12 protein-coding genes are annotated in these 18,431 nt (G+C 49.7%); 3 read left to right on the top strand and 9 right to left on the bottom strand.

The window, feature by feature from the left end; genetic code table 11:
- Positions 1 to 70: 70 nt before the first annotated feature.
- Positions 71 to 1,699 (bottom strand): S-layer homology domain-containing protein, encoded by a 1,629-nt coding sequence (locus ACI1P1_RS21920; RefSeq protein WP_416218578.1) that lies wholly within the window; start codon positions 1,697 to 1,699, stop codon positions 71 to 73.
- A gap of 409 nt (positions 1,700 to 2,108) precedes the next feature.
- Here ACI1P1_RS21920 and ACI1P1_RS21915 point away from each other — a divergent pair, with 409 nt between their 5' ends.
- Positions 2,109 to 3,245 carry a PA2928 family protein gene (locus ACI1P1_RS21915; protein WP_416218577.1) on the top strand — a complete coding sequence of 379 codons (1,137 nt, stop codon included), beginning with the start codon at positions 2,109 to 2,111 and terminating at the stop codon, positions 3,243 to 3,245.
- 120 nt (positions 3,246 to 3,365) lie between these two features.
- Here the strand turns inward: ACI1P1_RS21915 and ACI1P1_RS21910 are convergent, their stop codons facing one another.
- Positions 3,366 to 4,592, bottom strand: coding sequence for a collagen-like domain-containing protein (locus ACI1P1_RS21910; protein WP_416218576.1), 1,227 nt, complete (start codon positions 4,590 to 4,592; stop codon positions 3,366 to 3,368).
- Between the two features lie 280 nt (positions 4,593 to 4,872).
- Between ACI1P1_RS21910 and ACI1P1_RS21905 the strand changes: the two genes are divergently transcribed.
- Positions 4,873 to 5,895 carry an NADH:flavin oxidoreductase/NADH oxidase gene (locus tag ACI1P1_RS21905; RefSeq protein WP_416218575.1) on the top strand — a complete coding sequence of 341 codons (1,023 nt, stop codon included), beginning with the start codon at positions 4,873 to 4,875 and terminating at the stop codon, positions 5,893 to 5,895.
- Between the two features lie 52 nt (positions 5,896 to 5,947).
- On the opposite strand, the gene ACI1P1_RS21900 is transcribed toward ACI1P1_RS21905, so the two are convergent.
- Positions 5,948 to 7,246, bottom strand: a complete 1,299-nt coding sequence (locus tag ACI1P1_RS21900; RefSeq protein WP_416218574.1) for a glycosyltransferase family protein — start codon at positions 7,244 to 7,246, stop codon at positions 5,948 to 5,950.
- Positions 7,247 to 7,380: 134 nt separating this feature from the next.
- Here ACI1P1_RS21900 and ACI1P1_RS21895 point away from each other — a divergent pair, with 134 nt between their 5' ends.
- Positions 7,381 to 9,945 carry a choice-of-anchor A family protein gene (locus tag ACI1P1_RS21895; RefSeq protein ID WP_416218573.1) on the top strand — a complete coding sequence of 855 codons (2,565 nt, stop codon included), beginning with the start codon at positions 7,381 to 7,383 and terminating at the stop codon, positions 9,943 to 9,945.
- Between the two features lie 552 nt (positions 9,946 to 10,497).
- Here the strand turns inward: ACI1P1_RS21895 and ACI1P1_RS21890 are convergent.
- The 6 genes from ACI1P1_RS21890 to ACI1P1_RS21865 all read right to left on the bottom strand — a co-directional run bounded on the left by ACI1P1_RS21890 (position 10,498) and on the right by ACI1P1_RS21865 (position 18,403).
- Entirely contained in the window at positions 10,498 to 12,042 is a 1,545-nt protein-coding gene (locus tag ACI1P1_RS21890) for an extracellular solute-binding protein (protein WP_416218572.1), read from the bottom strand.
- 163 nt (positions 12,043 to 12,205) lie between these two features.
- A complete protein-coding gene (locus tag ACI1P1_RS21885) occupies positions 12,206 to 14,500 on the bottom strand; it encodes a helix-turn-helix domain-containing protein (protein WP_416218571.1) in 2,295 nt (764 codons plus the stop codon).
- A gap of 40 nt (positions 14,501 to 14,540) precedes the next feature.
- Complete coding sequence (locus tag ACI1P1_RS21880; protein ID WP_416218570.1) at positions 14,541 to 15,419, bottom strand: carbohydrate ABC transporter permease; 879 nt, start codon at positions 15,417 to 15,419, stop codon at positions 14,541 to 14,543.
- Between the two features lie 13 nt (positions 15,420 to 15,432).
- Positions 15,433 to 16,272, bottom strand: coding sequence for an ABC transporter permease (locus ACI1P1_RS21875; protein WP_416218597.1), 840 nt, complete (start codon positions 16,270 to 16,272; stop codon positions 15,433 to 15,435).
- A 331-nt stretch (positions 16,273 to 16,603) separates the two neighbouring features.
- Positions 16,604 to 16,999 (bottom strand): PqqD family protein, encoded by a 396-nt coding sequence (locus ACI1P1_RS21870; protein ID WP_416218569.1) that lies wholly within the window; start codon positions 16,997 to 16,999, stop codon positions 16,604 to 16,606.
- Positions 17,000 to 17,017: 18 nt separating this feature from the next.
- Positions 17,018 to 18,403, bottom strand: coding sequence for a radical SAM protein (locus ACI1P1_RS21865; RefSeq protein ID WP_416218568.1), 1,386 nt, complete (start codon positions 18,401 to 18,403; stop codon positions 17,018 to 17,020).
- Between the last annotated feature and the right edge of the window lie 28 nt (positions 18,404 to 18,431).

Genomic DNA, 18,431 nt, shown 5'->3' with positions numbered 1-18,431 from the left:
GCAAAATTGCCGTACAAAAAAACAGCTCCTGCTGGGGATTCTTCTCCCGCAAGAGCTGTTTTTCTATTGATTAATTTACGGTCACGTAGGTGGTAGCCCGTTCGCCGTTAAACAGGATGGCATTCAGCTCAAAGGAGGTAACAGTCCCGGTCAAGGTGACGGTTCCGTCCTGGCTGACAGTAACACTGCCGCCGCCTTCAACAGCAGTCACGGTAAACATGGTTCCAAGGACAAAGTTATATTTCTTAATTTCGCCCTTCTCGTATTTTGTGCCGTAGTTGTCCGTAACGGTCAACCCCATGGCTTCAAAGGCATCGAAGTAAGTGGAACCCGAAAGTGTGTGCTTGTAAGTAGAATCTTCGGCTTTTACGGTTGCCGCAGCTACACGGTCACCCTTCACGGTTACGGTAGTTTGAATTACCTTAGTGTCTCCGTTTGCCGCTTGGAAGGTAAGGGTCAGGGTTGCGGTTCCGGTTTTCAGGCCAAGCGCGTATCCGCGGTGATCGGCGGACACTCCAGTTTTGACAATGCTGGCATCGGAGGAAACCACGCTTTGGATAATTCCGGGGGTGGCAACCTCATCTCCACCGGAGGTCAGCTTAATCTTGATTTCCTTGGCCAGCTTGCTGACTGTGGGATCCTCTGCGTTCGCCCGTGTCTCCAGCCCATTGGCGCCGGTGGCAGCTTCAGTTACACCGCTGTCTACCACATTCGCCAGTTCGTATGCTTGCGGAATGCTGTACGTCAGGTTCCCAATGGTAACCGAACCGAAGGATACGGACGGCTGGATGGTAAACGCTGCCGTCGCCTTCTTGATTTGCGAAGCCTCGAGCCCACCCAAGGTAACGGTGTAATCACCGGCCGTCAGAGCGGAGCCTGCTGTCAGGGTAGCAGTTTTCTTGTCGGCTGACCATTGGGTCTCAACAGAAACCGCCGCGGTGCCTTTATTCAGCGAAAGTGTAGCCTTGGCTGTATCCACAGCCGCATCGAAGGTCACCTGTACCTTCAGGTTATCGCTTGCCGGCTGAGCCGAAACCACAGACACAGGAGCTGCCACGGGAGGAGTTACCGGCTTGTCCACCAGCTGCTTCACGGTGTAGGAGCTGGTAACCAGATCAGCGCGATTAGCCGCAGCATCGCCAGCCTTGCCCGCCGGATGGAAGCCCAACTCACCGGCTTGCTTCACCGCATCGGCATACCATACGGCTCCTGTGGTATTCACGGATTTGCCAAGCCCTCTCAGCAGAATAGTATCCAATTGGCCTGCCGTTACCTGTTCACCGGGAGCGAAGGTCGTATCCGTTACACCGTCAATCAATCCTGCCTTACGGGCTGCTTCAACATAAGGGATGGCCCAGCCGTTGGCGGGATCCTCCGCACGGACATCGGAGAAGCCCGAAGCAGTTACGGATGTATCCAAAGGTAGCTTATACAGAAGTACTGCTACCTTGGCAAATTGAGCCCGGGTCATATTCTGATCAATGCCGAAGGTATCGCTGGACACACCCTCAAAAATATTGGCAGCCAACATAGCATCTACCTTGGCCTTCAAAGCAGGATCAACATTCTGCAGATCTTTAAAGCTCTCAGCTGTAAGTGTTGCCGCGAAGGATGTTCCAACAGGCTGTGTAAGCGCAGCGCCTGTGTAGAAAGAAACTGCCATCGTACCGGTTGCAAGCAAAGCTACTATTTTTTTCATGATACCTCCATAAAAAGAAAATAGAATAGGATGATTCTAACTATACATTGCTATAGACGGACTGTCATTGTCAAATTGTTGCATAGCGGAAGCAAAAAGGTTTTCCCATTCAAGATAATCCCTTCCAAAGCAGTTTGCAATAGAAGAAATGCTTTTAATCAAAAATTCGTGTTTGGCGGACACCGGGCGGTTGTTTTGTGGTCATTTCCTGGGAAATTAGCGCAGGAAGTCGGATTTTCCCGCATAGGCTTATCCCAAGTTGAAGTTTCTGTTCGTTGTCCTCTTTTTAGCTGGCGCTCTGGATATTTAGAATCTCCAGTTTATTGGTTAACAGGAATTGGATATGGTAGACTTTCAACCATAAGGACTTCAAGATACAGGGAATTGCACACATCAGGAGGGAGGAAGCATGATGATTTCCGGAACAATGATGATGGTGAACCTTTTGGAAAATTGGAGGCCTGTGGGCTGGTTCAACTTGGATCTGGCGCTTTATATCATCTACGCCGTCATTCTTGCCAGCCTGCTTCTCATTTTGCGCCTTCAGATAAGGCGGAAGCGGAGAAACATTCCGCTGCACGGGAAAAGCCTGGCCGCCACAATCGGAGTCGTACTGCTAATTGAGTTCTTGGCAGGCAGCTTTTTTCTAGTGGTCTTTAATGCCGCGGGCAGATCGGTAAGCCTCGAGTTGGACTCTCCCGCTCTGATAGCAGGAGAGGCGGAGCATCCGCTATTCATCAGCAAAATGCGCATGAGGATCCCCAACGGCCACTCCAACGGGATTTCCACAAGCATCTCACACTTCGAGCTGATAGCGGTGGATGTCAACACGGGGCAAACCGCCTGGCAACGGAAATCCTATTGGCAGGAGTATGTAATTGGCCATACAAGCCAAGGTATTCTTACCGTAAACCCCAAGAAGAAGAAAGTGCAATTCATTGATCCGCTAACAGGTAAAACCGCATTGTCGGAAAAGGAGCTGGTTGCAGAATTTCCCGATCTGGCGGATAATCTGAGCTACTCCTTCACGGATTACCATGCGGCCTCGCCAGACGAATTGTACCTGTATGCACTGGATGGCAGCTATTACAAGGTGGATTTTGCCGGAAGGAAGGCGACGGCATCGCCGGAATATAAAGAATTCCTCAAACCATTCTCTGCCAATAAAATAGCCATAGGGATATCCGCCGAAGAGGTCCAGGCCGTCGGTGACCAATTAAAGAAGCTGTACCCCGATCTTCTGGAAACGGTTCTGCTGCATGCCGACTCAGGCGGCACGACCGCACTTGTCGGCTACCATGAGAAGCGGAATGAAAAAACATGGACCATTTCCCTCGTCTCCCTGAAGGAGCATAATCTGTTGTGGAAATCCAAGGTAGATGATTCGGCGAACGGCACACCGGGAGTCACTCTTGCTGCTATCAAAATCGGCAATGCGGCACTCATTCTCTCTAATGGCAAACATTACAAGCTGGATTGGGAAACAGGTAAAATCGTGTACGAATATTTATACCGTTGGAACAAAACGGTCAAACGAAACGGGTGAACAAGACATAGAAAAGAGCTCACGCCAACTTAATACAGCGGCAGTCCTGGGTGGTCCATAACCCTGGCTGCCGCTGCTTTTTTGCCTTCCGGACAAACCTTAGCCTCCGTTGTGAGCACGTCAAATAGAAGTATTCAAATAAACAGCATACACTGCACTTTGGGTAATGTTGGGATTGGAGAAAAGAGAAACGGCATTATCACGGACAACAGGATTCCCAGGAACAGTGCTGGTCCATGAAATAGTGGCCGGAGCCAAAGTATACGGACCATTGTTGGAAACCAGCACATTGTTTGTAGGCACTCCTTCCCCATCAGAGGGTCTGCTTGAGAATGCAATAGTCCCCGTAATAATAGCAGTAGTAACTATTGTAATGGTGGAGATAACGTCTCCCGCAGGCGGTGAGACCAGATTATTATCCACGTTTCTGCAGATTTGATATAAATAGGTCCCAGCAGGCAGATTATTAATATTTATGGAACCGGACAACCCTACCACGGAGCCGGTTGTTCCAGCCACAACATAGGGAATCACATTGGAGACTGCTCCCGGGGAACCGGCAATCCGCTGGAATCCCGCATTGGTACCGCCAAACAATATAACCTTGGTAGATGTAGTCGGTGTCACCCCGGTTGGACCTGTGGGCCCGGTGGCACCCAGTGCGCCTGCCAGCCCCGTTGCTCCCGTCGCCCCGGTGGCACCCAGTGCGCCTGCCAGCCCCGTTGCTCCCGTTGCCCCGGTGGCACCCAGTGCGCCTGCCAGCCCCGTTGCTCCTGTCGGCCCGGTGGCGCCCAGCGCACCTGCATCTCCCGTTGCTCCTGTCGCCCCGGTGGCACCCAATGCACCTGCGTCTCCCGTTGCTCCCGTCGCCCCGGTGGCACCCAGTGCTCCTGCCAGCCCCGTTGCTCCTGTCGGCCCAGTGGCGCCCAGCGCACCTGCATCTCCCGTTGCTCCCGTCGCCCCGGTGGCACCCAGCGCACCCGCCAGCCCCGTTGCTCCTGTCGGCCCGGTGGCACCCAGCGCACCCGCCAGCCCTGTTGCTCCTGAAGGCCCGGTGGCGCCCAATGCACCTGCCGGCCCCGCCGCTCCTGTCGCTCCCGTTGCTCCAGTGCTGCCAGTTGGGCCAACAGGACCTCCTGAAGGCCCTGTTGGCCCAAGCGCTCCCGTTGCACCGGTTGCGCCTGTAGCCCCTCCAGGCCCTGCCGGTCCTATTGCGCCCGGATCGCCTTGAATCCCTTGTTCCCCTTGAATCCCTTGGAAGCCTTGAAATCCCTGGGGCCCACGCGGCCCGGCAGGCCCCACGGAACCCGTTGCCCCCGTCGGACCTGCCGGTCCCATAGGAGCCATCACATTTATTTCCGGGGGAGGACAAGTGACATGAACGGTCTTTTTCACTAGTTTGTACAATTTCCGTTTTCTTTTTTTATGGCAGTGTTCATGATGCTTTCTTTTACAACGGCATTTTTTGGAATATAATGAATCCAAATGAAAAAACACCTCCTCTTAGCTCCCTTTATAGTACGAATGCCGTTATGGAGTGTGTTGGGTCACAGCCCACGAATTAAAAAAAGGTGCATACTTAACTTTAAGAAGATAAACTACTATAATAAATTTAGGAGGGAAGAACATGACACATTTATTGAGCACTTACAGCTTGAAAAGCCTCGAGTTAAAAAACCGGATCGTAATGCCTCCCATGTGTCAATTTTCTGCAGCGGGCAAGGATGGAGCGGCAACGGACTGGCATTTTGTGCACTATGTGAGCAGAGCTATCGGCGGAGCGGGTCTGATCATCATCGAAATGACCAATGTGGAACCGGATGGACGGATCACGGATTATGATCTCGGGTTATGGTCGGATGAGCAAATTCCTGCCCTGAAGCGGATTGTAGATGCCTGCCATACCTACGGCGCGAAGGTCGCCATCCAGATCGCCCATGCGGGACGGAAGGCTGTAGACGCTACTGTACCCGTAGCTCCTTCTGAAATCCCTTATGACGAAAAATCCAAAACACCCCGGGCCTTGTCCACGGCTGAGGTTCAAGAGATGGTGGAAAAGTTCCGGCAGGCGGTACAGCGCGCTGTGAAAGCCGGATTCGATGCCATCGAGCTTCATGGCGCCCACGGATATTTGATCCACCAGTTTCTATCCCCCATCACCAATAAAAGAGAAGATGAGTACGGCCAGGACCGCACCCTGTTCGGCCGGGAGATTATAGAAGCAGCCAAAGCGGAAATGCCTAACGACATGCCTTTAATCATGCGGATTTCTGCCCGGGAATATATGGAGGGCGGATACGGGCTACAGGAAAGCATTGTTTTCTCTAAGGCATTCAAAGAAGCAGGTGTGGACATCCTTCACATCTCCACAGGCGGGGAAGGCCCACTTGGTGTGTTTGAAAAGCCGGGCTCCCACGCGGCATACCAGGTTTCTTTTGCCAGAGAAATCAAAAAAGCAGTGGAGGTTCCGGTAATCGCGGTTGGAAGGCTGGATGACCCTATTCTGGCAAATGCCGTCATCGGCAATGAGGAGGCAGATCTGGTGGCTGTAGGCCGGGGTATGCTGAGAAATCCCCACTGGGCGCTGGAAGCGGCAGCTGTGCTGAAGCAGCCGGTCAATCCTCCACGACAATACACCTCGGGATTCTAAAATAGCAAAAAAGCGGCAGCTCCGGACGGATAATCCCGGGCTGCCGCTTTCATTAGCATCCATCGGCGAGGCCGCAAATAAGAGGCCCCAACTGGTTCCGCCAGATCGACTCCGGACTGTAGCGCTGGCGCACCAGAGTTTTTGCATGCAGCACCGGGTTCTGCTTCATTCGTTCCACAATATGCCCGGCATGCTCCTTCAGATAGTCCGTTTCGGACGGATAATAGCTCTCCCTCGTATCATACCCCATATTACGGGCATTCCAGCGCATAAAATAAGCCCCAAGCCGATTGCCAAGCTCCTCCAAGGCGGGAACCGCCTGATTCAGAACGAGAAAATTCCCGCCGCTGGCTGCCTCCAGCACAATTAAGCCGAAGGATTCCGAAAAGGATGAGCAAATAAACAGATTGCTGAGCCGGAATAACTCCACCACTCCCCTATGGGGAAAGCCGTCGCTCCACCCCAAGTCGGAGGTAAATAGGATGTCCCCTTCAGGCAAACCCTGCTCCCGCCCCTTCTCCCGGATGATGGCTTTGTACCGGTCGGAGTTTGTATCCAACGCCGGGAAGTCACAGCAGATCAAGCGGACAGACCAGCCGGATACCGTGTGGACGGCGCCTGCAAGAGCCGCCGCTTTCTCGAATTGCTTACCTGACGAGAGACGTCCGGGATAAATGATCAGAATATCCGGCGAAAGCAGATCTATTATCCCCGCCAGTAATTTTACGTCCCCGCTTGCTTCCGCCAACAGATCGAAGCTGTTGCTGATATGCCGGCAGTTTTCGGTCCCGGTATTGTATTGGAGGGACAGTGCCTCCAGACCGGCCTCCGTTGGATAGATGAATGTAGTATTTGGCATAGGGGTGAATCTGGCGGAAAAGGGCCAATGTGTTTCCAGCGGCCGGTTCACCGGCAGGGAATGGGTGAAGGCCAGGAATTTCACATGCGGCAAATAAGGCTGGGCTTTCCGGATGGCCACATTGTGCACCAGGTGCCAGCCTTGGTATAGAATATCATGCAGGATGCAAACATCCACATCCTCTAAATGACGGATGTAGTCCCCGGCAACGGTATCCGCCTCAGCAAAAAAAGTGTCATGCACAGCTCCTGCGGCAATGGAATAATCCCGCCAATGGATTTGCTCTCCTTCAAACCGGTTGACCACTTTCACCCATTGAATGCGCTCATCCCGATAAATCCCGTAACGGTCCTCCTGCGGACAATCCTGGCTGACCAGGAGCTTCACTTCCATCCCGGCCCGAAGCAGCATGCCCACCTGTTCCTCCACAACATTCACCAATGAATAAGTCTTGGATAAACCATTGAACATGGTTAAAAGGGCTACTTTCACAGGCTCCCCATCCTTACGTGTAATCTCATACAGAGGCTTTATTTTATATGCGGGGCCGAGCCTTGAAATACATATTTTCTCATGTGACCCTATATGATGTAGCATTGATCTTCGAATGATTGGGAGGATGCCGAATGGCGTGTGGAAATTTGGGCATTGCAAATGATTTTAATTTATTTATTTTTAATGATCATACGCAATCATCCGTGGACTCGGAGGGTCGCGTAGCAGTAGGCGGAACAGCAACCTATGCGAACTATGGGGTGGGTGATACCCTGCCTGTATCCACAACCAGACCGGATCTGATTATCCAGGGTAACGTAAATATAATCGGAGGCACAAACTTCGCCGGGAATACGGTGATTTACCCGGACAGTACGATCATCGCTTACACCATGACCAACAATAACCGTGTTCCGGACCAGCCGCTCCGTGGAACACCCATCGATTTTGAAGCAGCTGAGCGCAGTTTGACCGAAACAGCCATCAACTTGGCCGCAATAAGCCCCAACGGGACAGTAGCAAACAATTTCGGGCAAATTGTTTTGACGGGTGTTGCGCCGGATCTGAATGTGTTCACCATTAACGGGAACAATGTGGACGGCGAAGGTTTGACTCTGGACAATGCCAACGGCATTAACATTGTTGCACCTGCAGGGTCCACGATCCTCATTAATGTGGGCGGCAACAATATCGGCTTTGGAAGCTACGCCATTTTCCGCAACGGCATCACCGCCACCAGAGCGGATGCTACCCTCATACTCTGGAACTTCTTCCAGGCCTCCAGGGCCTTTAATCAAAATATAAATATTTCAGGCTCGGTTCTCGCGCCGAATGCAGATTGGTCGGCCATCGGGTTCGGGAATATCGACGGCACCTTGGTCGCCAATTCCCTTACCAATGTTACTGGATCACTGGAGGCCCATAATGTTCCATTCACCGGATGTTTGCCTGAATTCGCTGCGGATGTGACTACAACCACTACTACAAGCACAACGACTACGACTACGACTACGACGACTACCACTCCTGTTCCGGAAACCACTACAACTACCACCAGCACTACAACCCCGGTACCCACTACCACCACGACTACTGAGGTACCCACTACAACTACTACCACTACCAGTACAACTACTACTCCCGTTCCTCCCACCACAACCACTACCGCAGTTCCTACGACCACAACCACCAGCACAACAACACCTGTGCCGGCAACAACTACAAGCACCACAACTACCGTTTCCCCCGCACTTCAGGGAGCTCAAATTACAGCCACCAAAACGGCCAATCTCACCCAGGCCAACTTGGGGGATGTCATTACTTTTACCATTACCATCACCAATACAGGCAACGCACCTGCAGATATTGTGCTCAGCGAGCGGCTGCCCCGGGGTGTCATCTATTTGCCCAACACGTTAAGAGTAGATGGCGGCCCCTACGAGGGCATTGATCTGGGGGAAGACGTGCTGCTGGGAATTATTAACCCGGGCCAAACCATCATCGCCCAGTTTGACGTAATTGTGATCTCCCTGCCTCCCGGAGGACAGATCGTCAATCAGGGTAATATCATTACCGTCAGTCCGGGGAGCTTGCCCAGAACCTGCAATTTGGGTGAACGGGTTGTATTCGCCAATGATACCGCTTTGCCCAATTTCGGCCAAGGAGTACCCGTGCTGCTTGTGTTTAAGCCCGGCATAACCCCCCTTGCTACCTCCGCCTCTCAAGGACCGATGGTACTGAACAATGGAAGAACCGTGCTGAACCGCCAGATCCCGATACCCGGGGTTACGCTCCCGCCGCTTCTTGGGTTAACCATTCCGCTTATTCCAGGCGTTCCTTCACCCATCGTATCGCCGGCCAATGTGCGGATTCCGGTCCCCAACCCCCAGCCCCAACCGAATTTAGTCGTGGTCCAGCGTATTTTTCGAAGACAGGTGTTCCTTGGACAACGGCTCACCTACAGTGTATATATCATTAACAACGGCAATGCGCCTTCTGTGGAGACTGTCTTAACGAATATGGCCACGGAGGGTGTCTCCTTCATTCCCGGCACCGTGAGAGTAAACCGCAGGCTTCTGCTGGATGCCGTTCCCGCAGCAGGCATCCCCTTGGGACCGATCCCTGTGTTCGAAGGTGTGCTGGTCCGCTTTGATGTGATCATCACCGGCGGAGACATCTTAACCAATATCAGCACCATCACAGCGAACTTCCGTCTGGCGGATCAATCCCTGCAGCGCAGAGAATTCCGGACTCAGCCCCTTACGGTTTCCGTTTTTCCGACAGGTACGGAGCAGCTGGTCAGTATCGAGAAAATTCCCAGTACCTCGGTCACTGCTACCGGCTCCACCTATTCCTACACTATTACACTACGGAATATTTCCCGGTCAGTCCGGCTGGAGAACGTTATTCTATATGATAGGCTGGATGATGCCCTTCAATTTGTGTCTGGCAGCTTGCGGGTTAACGGCACTCCCCAAATGGACCCCAGAGTCGGTGTGTTTCTTGGGGATTTACTGCCCGGAGACGTTAGGAATATTACTTTCTCCGTCCGGGTCCAATTCCACCCCACCAACGATGTTATTCTCAACCGGGCGGCGGCCTTCTTCGAGTTCGCGGCCCAGGGGAGATGCTTCCGCGGAGCAATCATTTCCAGGGTGACAACAGTCCGGGTCCCCGCGGAGGAGGGGGAGGAGTAAGCAAGAAGGGAATAAAAAAAAGCCGCTGTATGCGGCTCTATCAAAATTTGATGTTCATCTTGGCCTTGCTGAAAGAAATAGACCGCCCTCGCCAAAGGTAGCGGTCTATTCTTAAGACAGTTCACCCGAAGCCGACCGCCTTTCAAGCGGTTGCTGCACACTGAGGAGCTGCTCCAACAGCTCCTCTTTATCATTCTACCCACAGTATAGCATAAACAGTATTCTTAACTTATCCACGGCATCTTTGATTCCTTAATTCCCCACTGCTCATCCTTGAAGTGTACAATGCTCTTCACGCCGATGGCACCAAGCCCCGATTTATATTTGGACCCCTCAAATAATACTTCTTTGGAGGAAACGAAATCCGCTTCTTCTATCCGAAGCAGTATGCCGGCCAAACTCAGGGTGTCTTGGTTATTTCATGGTTCAGGGCTTCATCCAGCTTTACCATAGAATCCAACGCGGCGATGTATATTTCAGCTAGATGCTCCTGTGGATCTACGCCTTTACTACAGGCAGGAGCAATGACATAAACAGAAGAAGGAATGTGGTTTAAGAGGAACGTTTCTTGTACGATTCGTTAATCTCATTGGAGATTTTTACGAAATCGGCATCGGTCTTCAGCTTGTTGACATAATCATCCCAGGCGGTAATCGGCTCCTTGCCCATGATCACCTTTGTTTTCATATCCTGGGTTTTCTTATTCAGCTCAGGCCCAACCTTCAACGAGGTCTCCGAAAAAAGCCCGATGGCATAATCCGGCACACTTACCTTTTCACGCTCATCGATAATCTTCTTGTTGCGCTCCCATACATCCTTCGGAATTCCGGACCGGTAAGCCCTGAAGTATTTATCGTACTTGGCAAAAAGCTGGCCATATGCGGCGATGGACTCCTTGGCTTGCTGCTCCGTGGTTTTGTACACCCCATCCTCCAAGGTAAAATAGGTGCCTTTAATCCCATAATTGCCTAGCTCATGGCCTTCATCGGAGGAACCGAAGTCCAGAAACTCCAGGATCTTCTTCATTTTGGCTTCCGGGACAGACTTCGGAATCATATACATCCCGAAGGAGCCCATTTCCCGGGCGGTATACCCGTTCAGGGAGGGAAGCGGAAGGTAATCCGCGCCGGGGATGGTTTTACGCAGCGCAGCTGTCGGCTCCCATGCCGCTTCTACCGTATCGGCGAAGGCGCCGGCCTTCCCGGAAATAACCAGATCCTTCGCTTGGGTATGCTTCATCACGGAGAAATCCTCGGGAATCAGCTTCTCCTTGTACGCCTTATTCAGCCACAGCAGGGCTTCCCTGGTTTCGGGGGTAAAGTCCACACTGGATAATTTCCCATTCTCCAGCTTCCAGCCGCCGGTGGTCTTGTTGAACACCGCCTGCACCCATCCCAAATAACCCATGTTGTCAATATTCACATAACCGGATAAGCCCATGGTGTCTGCCTTGCCATTGCCGTCCGGGTCTTTTTCTGTAAAGGCTTTCATGACCGTGTACAACTCATCCATATTCGTCGGAGCCTTTAAACCAAGCTTATCCAGCCAATCCTTGCGGAGATAAGGAAAGAGTCCTCCCTCCACCGGACGGACCCGGGGAACACCGTAATTTTTCCCGTCCGCCTGTCTCAGATTGTTCCAGGTATCCTTCGGATATTTGGCCAAATTGGGATAGTCCTTATAGATAGCGGTGAAATCCCAGAAGGCGCCTTGGGCCGTCATGGTCCGGACCTGCGGATGGAAGGTATCCAGAATGAGCATCATGTCGGGAATATCTCCGGAGGCCAAGGTAACGTTGGCTTTATCGTTATAGTTATTCGGAGAAACCCAGGTGATCTTCAGCTTGGTATTCGTCCGCTTCTCGATTTCCTTCAGCACTGCGTTGTCATCCCCAGGAGGCTCCGGCGTGTAATAGGTGGTCATAATACTGATTTCCGTCGGCTTCCCGGGTGCCTTACTGGCTTGCTCGGTTTGTTGTACTGACGTGCCGGATGCAGCTGGATTTTGCGATCCGCTGTCACTGCCGCAGGCTGAAAGCACAGCTCCCAGCGCCAAGGCTCCTGTCAGCATAACAGACAGCTTCCTTTGAACGTTCATTCTTTCGTCCTCCCCCATAAGTCCGGTAATGGTTTGTGGCTGCTTCCGCCACGTCCACAATGTAAGCCTGCCGGTTATTTCCGGCAATCATAACCTTTTGCACCGGTCCGACCATGCGCATACGGCTCTTTACAATAAAATTATTATGGGTGGAAATTAACGCTTAGGTGTGCAGCTCCCTGTACTGGCCGGGCGTCAATCCCGTGCTTTTCTTAAACTGGCGAATCAAATATGAGGGCTGATACCCTACCCGGTCCGCAATCTCATGAATGCGGAGATCCGACTCCAGAAGCAGCTTCTTGGCCTGCTCCAGCTTTAAGTCCGTCACATAATCGATAAAGTTGGAGCCGATGACCTGCTTGAAAGCACGGCTCAGGGTATACGGTGTTGTCCCCGCTTTCTCCGCGCACAGCTCCAGGGAAACATCCTTGGAGGAGCCGGCATTCAAAAACGAGATTACGCCGTCCACCAGCTGCTTCAAATGGATATCCCGGTCCTTCATCATCCGTTCGCAGTGGGGGCGGATGATATGTTCCTTTAAGAGGAGGGGGAATTTTACCGTATCCTTGGTATTGAACAGCAGCCCGAAGGCGCTTGTGCCGTTCTCCAAGGTTCTGGGGTTATATCCGGATTCCAAGATGGTATGGTGGATGCTCCCCAAAAACTGCTGCATGCCGTCCCGCACACCCTGTTCATTATCGGAGCACCGGAGCAATTCCTTGTAGAACCGGTCCGTCAGCTCCATGGCTTCCTGAAGCATTCCCATCCGTATGGCTTGAAGGGCCTCTTTTTCCACATCAAAGGGATACTTGAACTCCGCTTCCTTACGCGGCAGAAGCTCCTCCATGTCGAGGATCTGATTGGGCTTATGGAGATCGCGGTACTGCAGCGATTGTTTGGCGGACTGGTAGGCTTGATGCAATGCCTTCACGGACTGGGTCCGTTTGCCGACCGTAGCGGTAACATGCAGCTTCAACAGCGCTCCCAGCCCATTGACACACTCATTGATAACAGACAGAAACTCACTTTTCATTTTTTCCGGAGGGATGGATAAGCGGTAAGCAAACAATATTCCCACCGTCATATCGTGGAAATTCACCACCCCGATACGCCCCTGGCACCGGGCCGTCATCTCTTCCACAATATTCAGGGCGGCAAAAGCGGCAAGAGGTTCGTCCCCTTCTGTAAAACTGCTGATATTCTGGCTGAATCCCCGGATCTGGATCACCGCCAGCAAAAATTGGGACTCCGCACAATCCCAATCGAAATGCTCCATCCTTCTAAGAATATCCTCTTCCGTAAAGTGAACTAAATGGCCCTGCAGCAGCTGCAGCAGGAACGCTTCCTTCAATGCAGGGAGATTCCGTTCCAATTTCTCCTGCAGCACCTGGCTTTCCCGGCTCAAATACCGCCAATGATGTTCAATAGCACCAATCTCATCACGTGCTTCATCAGCCCCCGCAGTCATATCCTTCATGGAGATTAACCGGAGCAGCCGGCGGATGGGCAGGTACAGCCGGTACGAGGCCAGCCACGAAAGAAGCGCAGCCATAAGCAATCCGGAGGCGCTGATGCCAAGAATCAGACGGGACATGATGTCGATGGGCTTGGTAAGCTTCTCCATGGAGGTAGCCGTTACATAATTCCAATACAGATTCGTCCGCACAAAGGTGCGTATCGAAACCGAATAGGTTTGTCCCGCATCCTTCATTTGAAGCGCTTCCAAACCTCGGTTGTTTTTTATACGCTCAGCCAATGACTTCTCTGTCACCGTCTTCATTCCGGAGATGCCGGTTGTCACAATGGTGCCGTCCCGGCGCATAATAAAGGAGGCTCCACTGTCCCCGTCCGCATTCATATCATCCACCATCTTCTTGAAGGACCGCGAATTGATATGCACAATTAAAGCTCCATAGGTATTCCCGTAGGTACCGGGCAGATCATGGAAAAGGGCAATCGTATTGTCTTTTTTGTCCGGTTGGCCGGAATAATCATCCACCCAAAACAGGGAGCCGTTCCCCTCCATCAGAGACTTCAGATACTGGTTCTGTCTTTCATCCAAATAAACAATGCCTGCCGAATCATTGATGGTAGCCGAACGTTCGGCCATGTAGATCTCGATTTTTTCGATTAATGGATTGGTATTCCGCATGACCATCAGAGACTGGTATAGACCGTTGATCTCCGTATAATCCCTTTTCAGGTTCAGATTCAGCATCCGGGCAGATTCGAATAGAGGGTCCATTGTCCATTGGGTGGCGGTAAGCTCAATCCGGGCCAGCTGTTCCTCGATTCTAGCCGCGGATTTCTCCAGTAGAATGGTGTGTGTACATTTAACCTCCGCTTCGATCTGGCTCCTCCCGATGGAATAAGTGGCCGAGCCCACCAATGCCGTAGGAATGCTGGTTATAAGCAGCACAATAATCAGGCTTTTGCGGAAAACCTTTTGTCGGATCAACCATAAACCCCTCCCCGTCGGATAGCAGGTTCTCATCCCCTTATTCTTTGACAGAGCCCACCATAACTCCTTTGGCAAAATGCTTCTGCAGGAACGGATACACCAACACAATGGGAGTCGTGGCAATGACCACGGCGGCCATTTTCAGCGTCTCCGGAGGAATTCTCTGCTCAGACATCATCTCTTGGGCAGCTGAACCGCCCGCCGCTGTAGAAGCGTCGATGAGCATATTCTGCAGGAGGACCTGAAGGGGCTGCTTCTCAAACTGATTGATATACAGCAAGGCCGTAAAAAACGTATTCCAATAGGCAACGGCGTAAAATAATCCGAAGGCCGCCAAGGATGGAAGGGACAGAGGCAGGATGATTCTTACCCAAACGGACAGATCATTGCAGCCGTCAATCCGTGCCGACTCCTCCAGGCTGGCAGGAATATTATCGAAGAAACCCTTCATCAGAATGACATACCATCCGCTGGACAACACAGGCAGTATCAATGACCAGGTGCTGTTAATCAGATGCAAATCACGGACAAGCAGATAAGGCGGAATCAAGCCAGGATTGAACAGGGTGGTTAACAGAATCGCCAGCATCATGATCCTTCTGCCCTGAAGTCTTCTTCTGGAGACCGCATAGGACAATCCGGAGGTTACCAGCAGGCTAAGCGCGGTTCCTACAATCGCCAGGAAAGCGCTGTTGCCTGTAGCCCGGATGAAAGAATCCGTGGAGAGAAGATATTGATAAGAGGCCAGAGTCCACTTTTCGGGAAACAGCACCAGCCCCTTAGTGGTATACTCCATGGGATCCGTAAACGAGACAACAAACACATAGTACAACGGGAAAAAGGTGACCATTCCGACAATTCCCAACAGCAGCGAATTCACACTGGCAAACAGTCTGTCATTTTTGGATAGCCGCATGTCCCGTTCCCCCTTAATAAACTCCGTCTTCCCCGAATTTTTTGGCCAATTGATTGGCACCGATCACAAGCAAAAGGCCAATCACCGATTTGAACAGCCCCACCGCCGTACTGAAGCTGAATTGCCCCTGCTTCACACCCAGCCGGTACACATAGGTATCGAACACATCGGCCACTTCGGATACCGCCCCGTTCATCATCAGGAACACCTGCTCGAAACCAACATCCATCATATGGCCGATCCGGAGAATCAACAAAACAACTACGACGGAACGGATGCCCGGGAGCGTAATATGCCACATCTGGCGCAGCTTGCCCGCACCATCCATGGTGGAGGCTTCATACAGCTGGGGATCAATCCCTGCAATGGCGGCCAGGAAAATCACCGTTCCCCAGCCTGCCTCCTTCCATATGGACTGAATCGTTAGGATCGCCCAGAAATAGTTTTTGTTGGTCAGGAAATCGATTTTGCCAAAGCCCAATTCCACCAGGATTTTATTCAGAATCCCTTCCCCTTGGGAGAGGAACAGGAAGGAGATGCCGACGATAATCACCCACGACAGAAAATGGGGAAGATACACCACGGATTGGAGCAGCTTTTTGTACGCGGCGGACCGTACCTCATTAAGCATCAAAGAGAGGACAATCGGCAAAGGAAAGAAAAAAATCAGATTCAACAGATTAATCGCCATGGTATTGCGGAACAGCTGGAGAAAATCCGGGTTGGCAAAAAACCGTTGAAAATGCTCCAGCCCCACCCACTTGCTCGCTATCAGACCCTGGTAAGGGGAATAATCCTGAAAGGAAATCAGAATTCCCCACATGGGCACATATTTGAAGAGCACAAAATACATGATCCCCGGAAGCGCAAGGAGATACAAGAATTTGTCTCTTTTGATACCGGCCCATACTCTGTTCTTCCTTGAATATGTGACAGCGGATATTGATGCGGCAGCTTTAACCGGCATGGATGGTTCCTCCGTTCATGTTTGTTGTAGCTCTTACTTTAGGAGGGCCGTTCATTTCCGGCAATAATAAGTTCTTGCAGGACGGGAAATCCCCGTTATCTCACGAAAAAAAAAGAAGCAGCTGATCTGCTTCTTTGTCTGCTTTTTATGTTTGACCTATTTTACTTATGCAAAATTGGCTTTAAGCAAAACAATGCTTGAATGAAACCAACATTTTCTACGCAATGTAGTTTATTTTACATTGACCGCAACCACTTCGAGCAGGTGTTTCATTTTCAGTTTCTAAGTTTTCTTTCAAAAATATTTTGGGTTCAGAATAATTTGATACCACCGGTAAGTTTACACTATCTAAATAGCCCCATTGGTATAGATTGTAAACAAAATCAACTGTATCCCTTTTTATTATTTCTTCATCTACATCGGAATATTTTTCTATTGCTTTTTTACAAACTTCGTTTACCTTTTTCACACCATCAAGATGCTCCAATATCCAAATTCCGGTATCATTTAGATTCTTGTCTCCTAGAGTTTTTTTGTTTTGTTTAAATTCTAAACTTTCCTTTAACACAGGAGCACTGTTCATAATTAATTCATCAATTTGGTTCAACTTCATTCTTTTCACCCTTTCAATTTAGTTAATTGTAATAAACCCTTTACTTTTCAAGTGAGATATTAAAGTGAGAGTGCTGTGTAAGATGTTGTAACGTGAATGCCTCTCATTCTTGTGCATTATGCACTCAATAATATCTCCTACAGAATTTTTTCCATTCATTAGGGGAAGCAAACTTAATGAATAATCAGATAGTTGTTCTGTAAGACCATTGTCATCTAACGACAAAGTTTCATTTATTCGAGGAATGTTATTAAATTGAGAACTTAACCAATTATCGAATTTTGGTTTTACTGTTGTACATTCTTCCGGTTCTATATTTTCATAAGTTATGGGACAAGGTTCGCAAATGTCTCCATAATAACACTCAGCACATCCAGGCAATCGTTTTTGTAATACAATGGATGAAGTTAACTCACTCCATTTTCTAAAGAATGAACTTTGGATCGATTCTGAAAATGAACTCTCCGTTACATTAGGGGGATTAAAGTTATTTAAAAACTGTTTGTTGAAATTAAGGGAAACATTACTATCAAGTGGAGCACAAGGAAATAACTTTCCATCAGCCCTAAGCATAAAATGGCTCTTGCTTCCTTTACATTGAGTTCCTTTATTTGTGATTAAAAAATTACTACCATATTTTAAATTTAAGTAATCTAAAACTAAAGGCCTCGCATCTATTTGTACTTTAAAATTTTTGTATTGAGTTGAATAAAATGCAACCTCTTCAAGAAGAAATAAAGCATCATTAAACTCATAATCCAAAGTTTCTCCGTTCTTTTGGGCAGCACCACACTCAAACAATAAATTAACGAGTAAAGCATCTACTTTCAATTTTTCACATAAATCGAACATCATTTTAACTATCTGTGTATTTTGGAATGAAAGTTTTGTAATGGTCCATGAGATGGCAATTTTAGGATATCCGTTAACTCGAAGATTTGAAAGTAATTGTATTGATTCCGTGCATTTATTAAAAACATTTTTCCCTCGTATTAAATCATTAACAAACTCATTTGGCCCATCTAAACTAAAAACTAATTGATCAACTCCACTTTTCAATATTTGATTCGATACAAAATCATTTATTAAGGTCCCATTCGTATTAATGCTAATTAAAATATCCTTTTCCTTAGCATGCGTAATTATTTCAAAAAGGTCCTTACGACAAAATGGTTCGCCCCCAAGAAAATGAATTTGTGTTATTCCAGCCTCCTTAAGACCGTTTATCATATCTTTAATTTCTTGAAGTGACATCTCTTTGATGTGTACTGCATGATTGTATTTATCAGCGTTATAACAATGCAAGCACTCCAAATTGCACTTTGTAGTGACATCCCACAATAATACCTTTGGCATTTTAAAATTGGGTTTTTCCCAATTAGCCTTCATTTTGAGGTTTGACATTCTGGTTACCTCCAATCAAAAATAAACT

This window comes from Paenibacillus mesotrionivorans (assembly GCF_046098205.1).
GTDB lineage: Bacteria > Bacillota > Bacilli > Paenibacillales > NBRC-103111 > Paenibacillus_AR > Paenibacillus_AR mesotrionivorans.
Note: the sequence above shows the minus strand (reverse complement) of the source record. Positions and strands in the feature narration are given on the sequence as shown.

Bases quoted from the DNA above. Each gene is read 5' to 3' on its own strand.
- ACI1P1_RS21920 (WP_416218578.1), bottom strand. From the start codon at position 1,699: ATGAAAAAAATAGTAGCTTTGCTTGCAACCGGTACGATGGCAGTTTCT.
- ACI1P1_RS21915 (WP_416218577.1), top strand. From the start codon at position 2,109: ATGATGATTTCCGGAACAATGATGATGGTGAACCTTTTGGAAAATTGG.
- ACI1P1_RS21910 (WP_416218576.1), bottom strand. From the start codon at position 4,592: ATGGCTCCTATGGGACCGGCAGGTCCGACGGGGGCAACGGGTTCCGTG.
- ACI1P1_RS21905 (WP_416218575.1), top strand. From the start codon at position 4,873: ATGACACATTTATTGAGCACTTACAGCTTGAAAAGCCTCGAGTTAAAA.
- ACI1P1_RS21895 (WP_416218573.1), top strand. From the start codon at position 7,381: ATGGCGTGTGGAAATTTGGGCATTGCAAATGATTTTAATTTATTTATT.
- ACI1P1_RS21890 (WP_416218572.1), bottom strand. From the start codon at position 12,042: ATGAACGTTCAAAGGAAGCTGTCTGTTATGCTGACAGGAGCCTTGGCG.
- ACI1P1_RS21880 (WP_416218570.1), bottom strand. From the start codon at position 15,419: ATGCGGCTATCCAAAAATGACAGACTGTTTGCCAGTGTGAATTCGCTG.
- ACI1P1_RS21875 (WP_416218597.1), bottom strand. From the start codon at position 16,272: ATGTATTTTGTGCTCTTCAAATATGTGCCCATGTGGGGAATTCTGATT.
- ACI1P1_RS21870 (WP_416218569.1), bottom strand. From the start codon at position 16,999: ATGAAGTTGAACCAAATTGATGAATTAATTATGAACAGTGCTCCTGTG.
- ACI1P1_RS21865 (WP_416218568.1), bottom strand. From the start codon at position 18,403: ATGTCAAACCTCAAAATGAAGGCTAATTGGGAAAAACCCAATTTTAAA.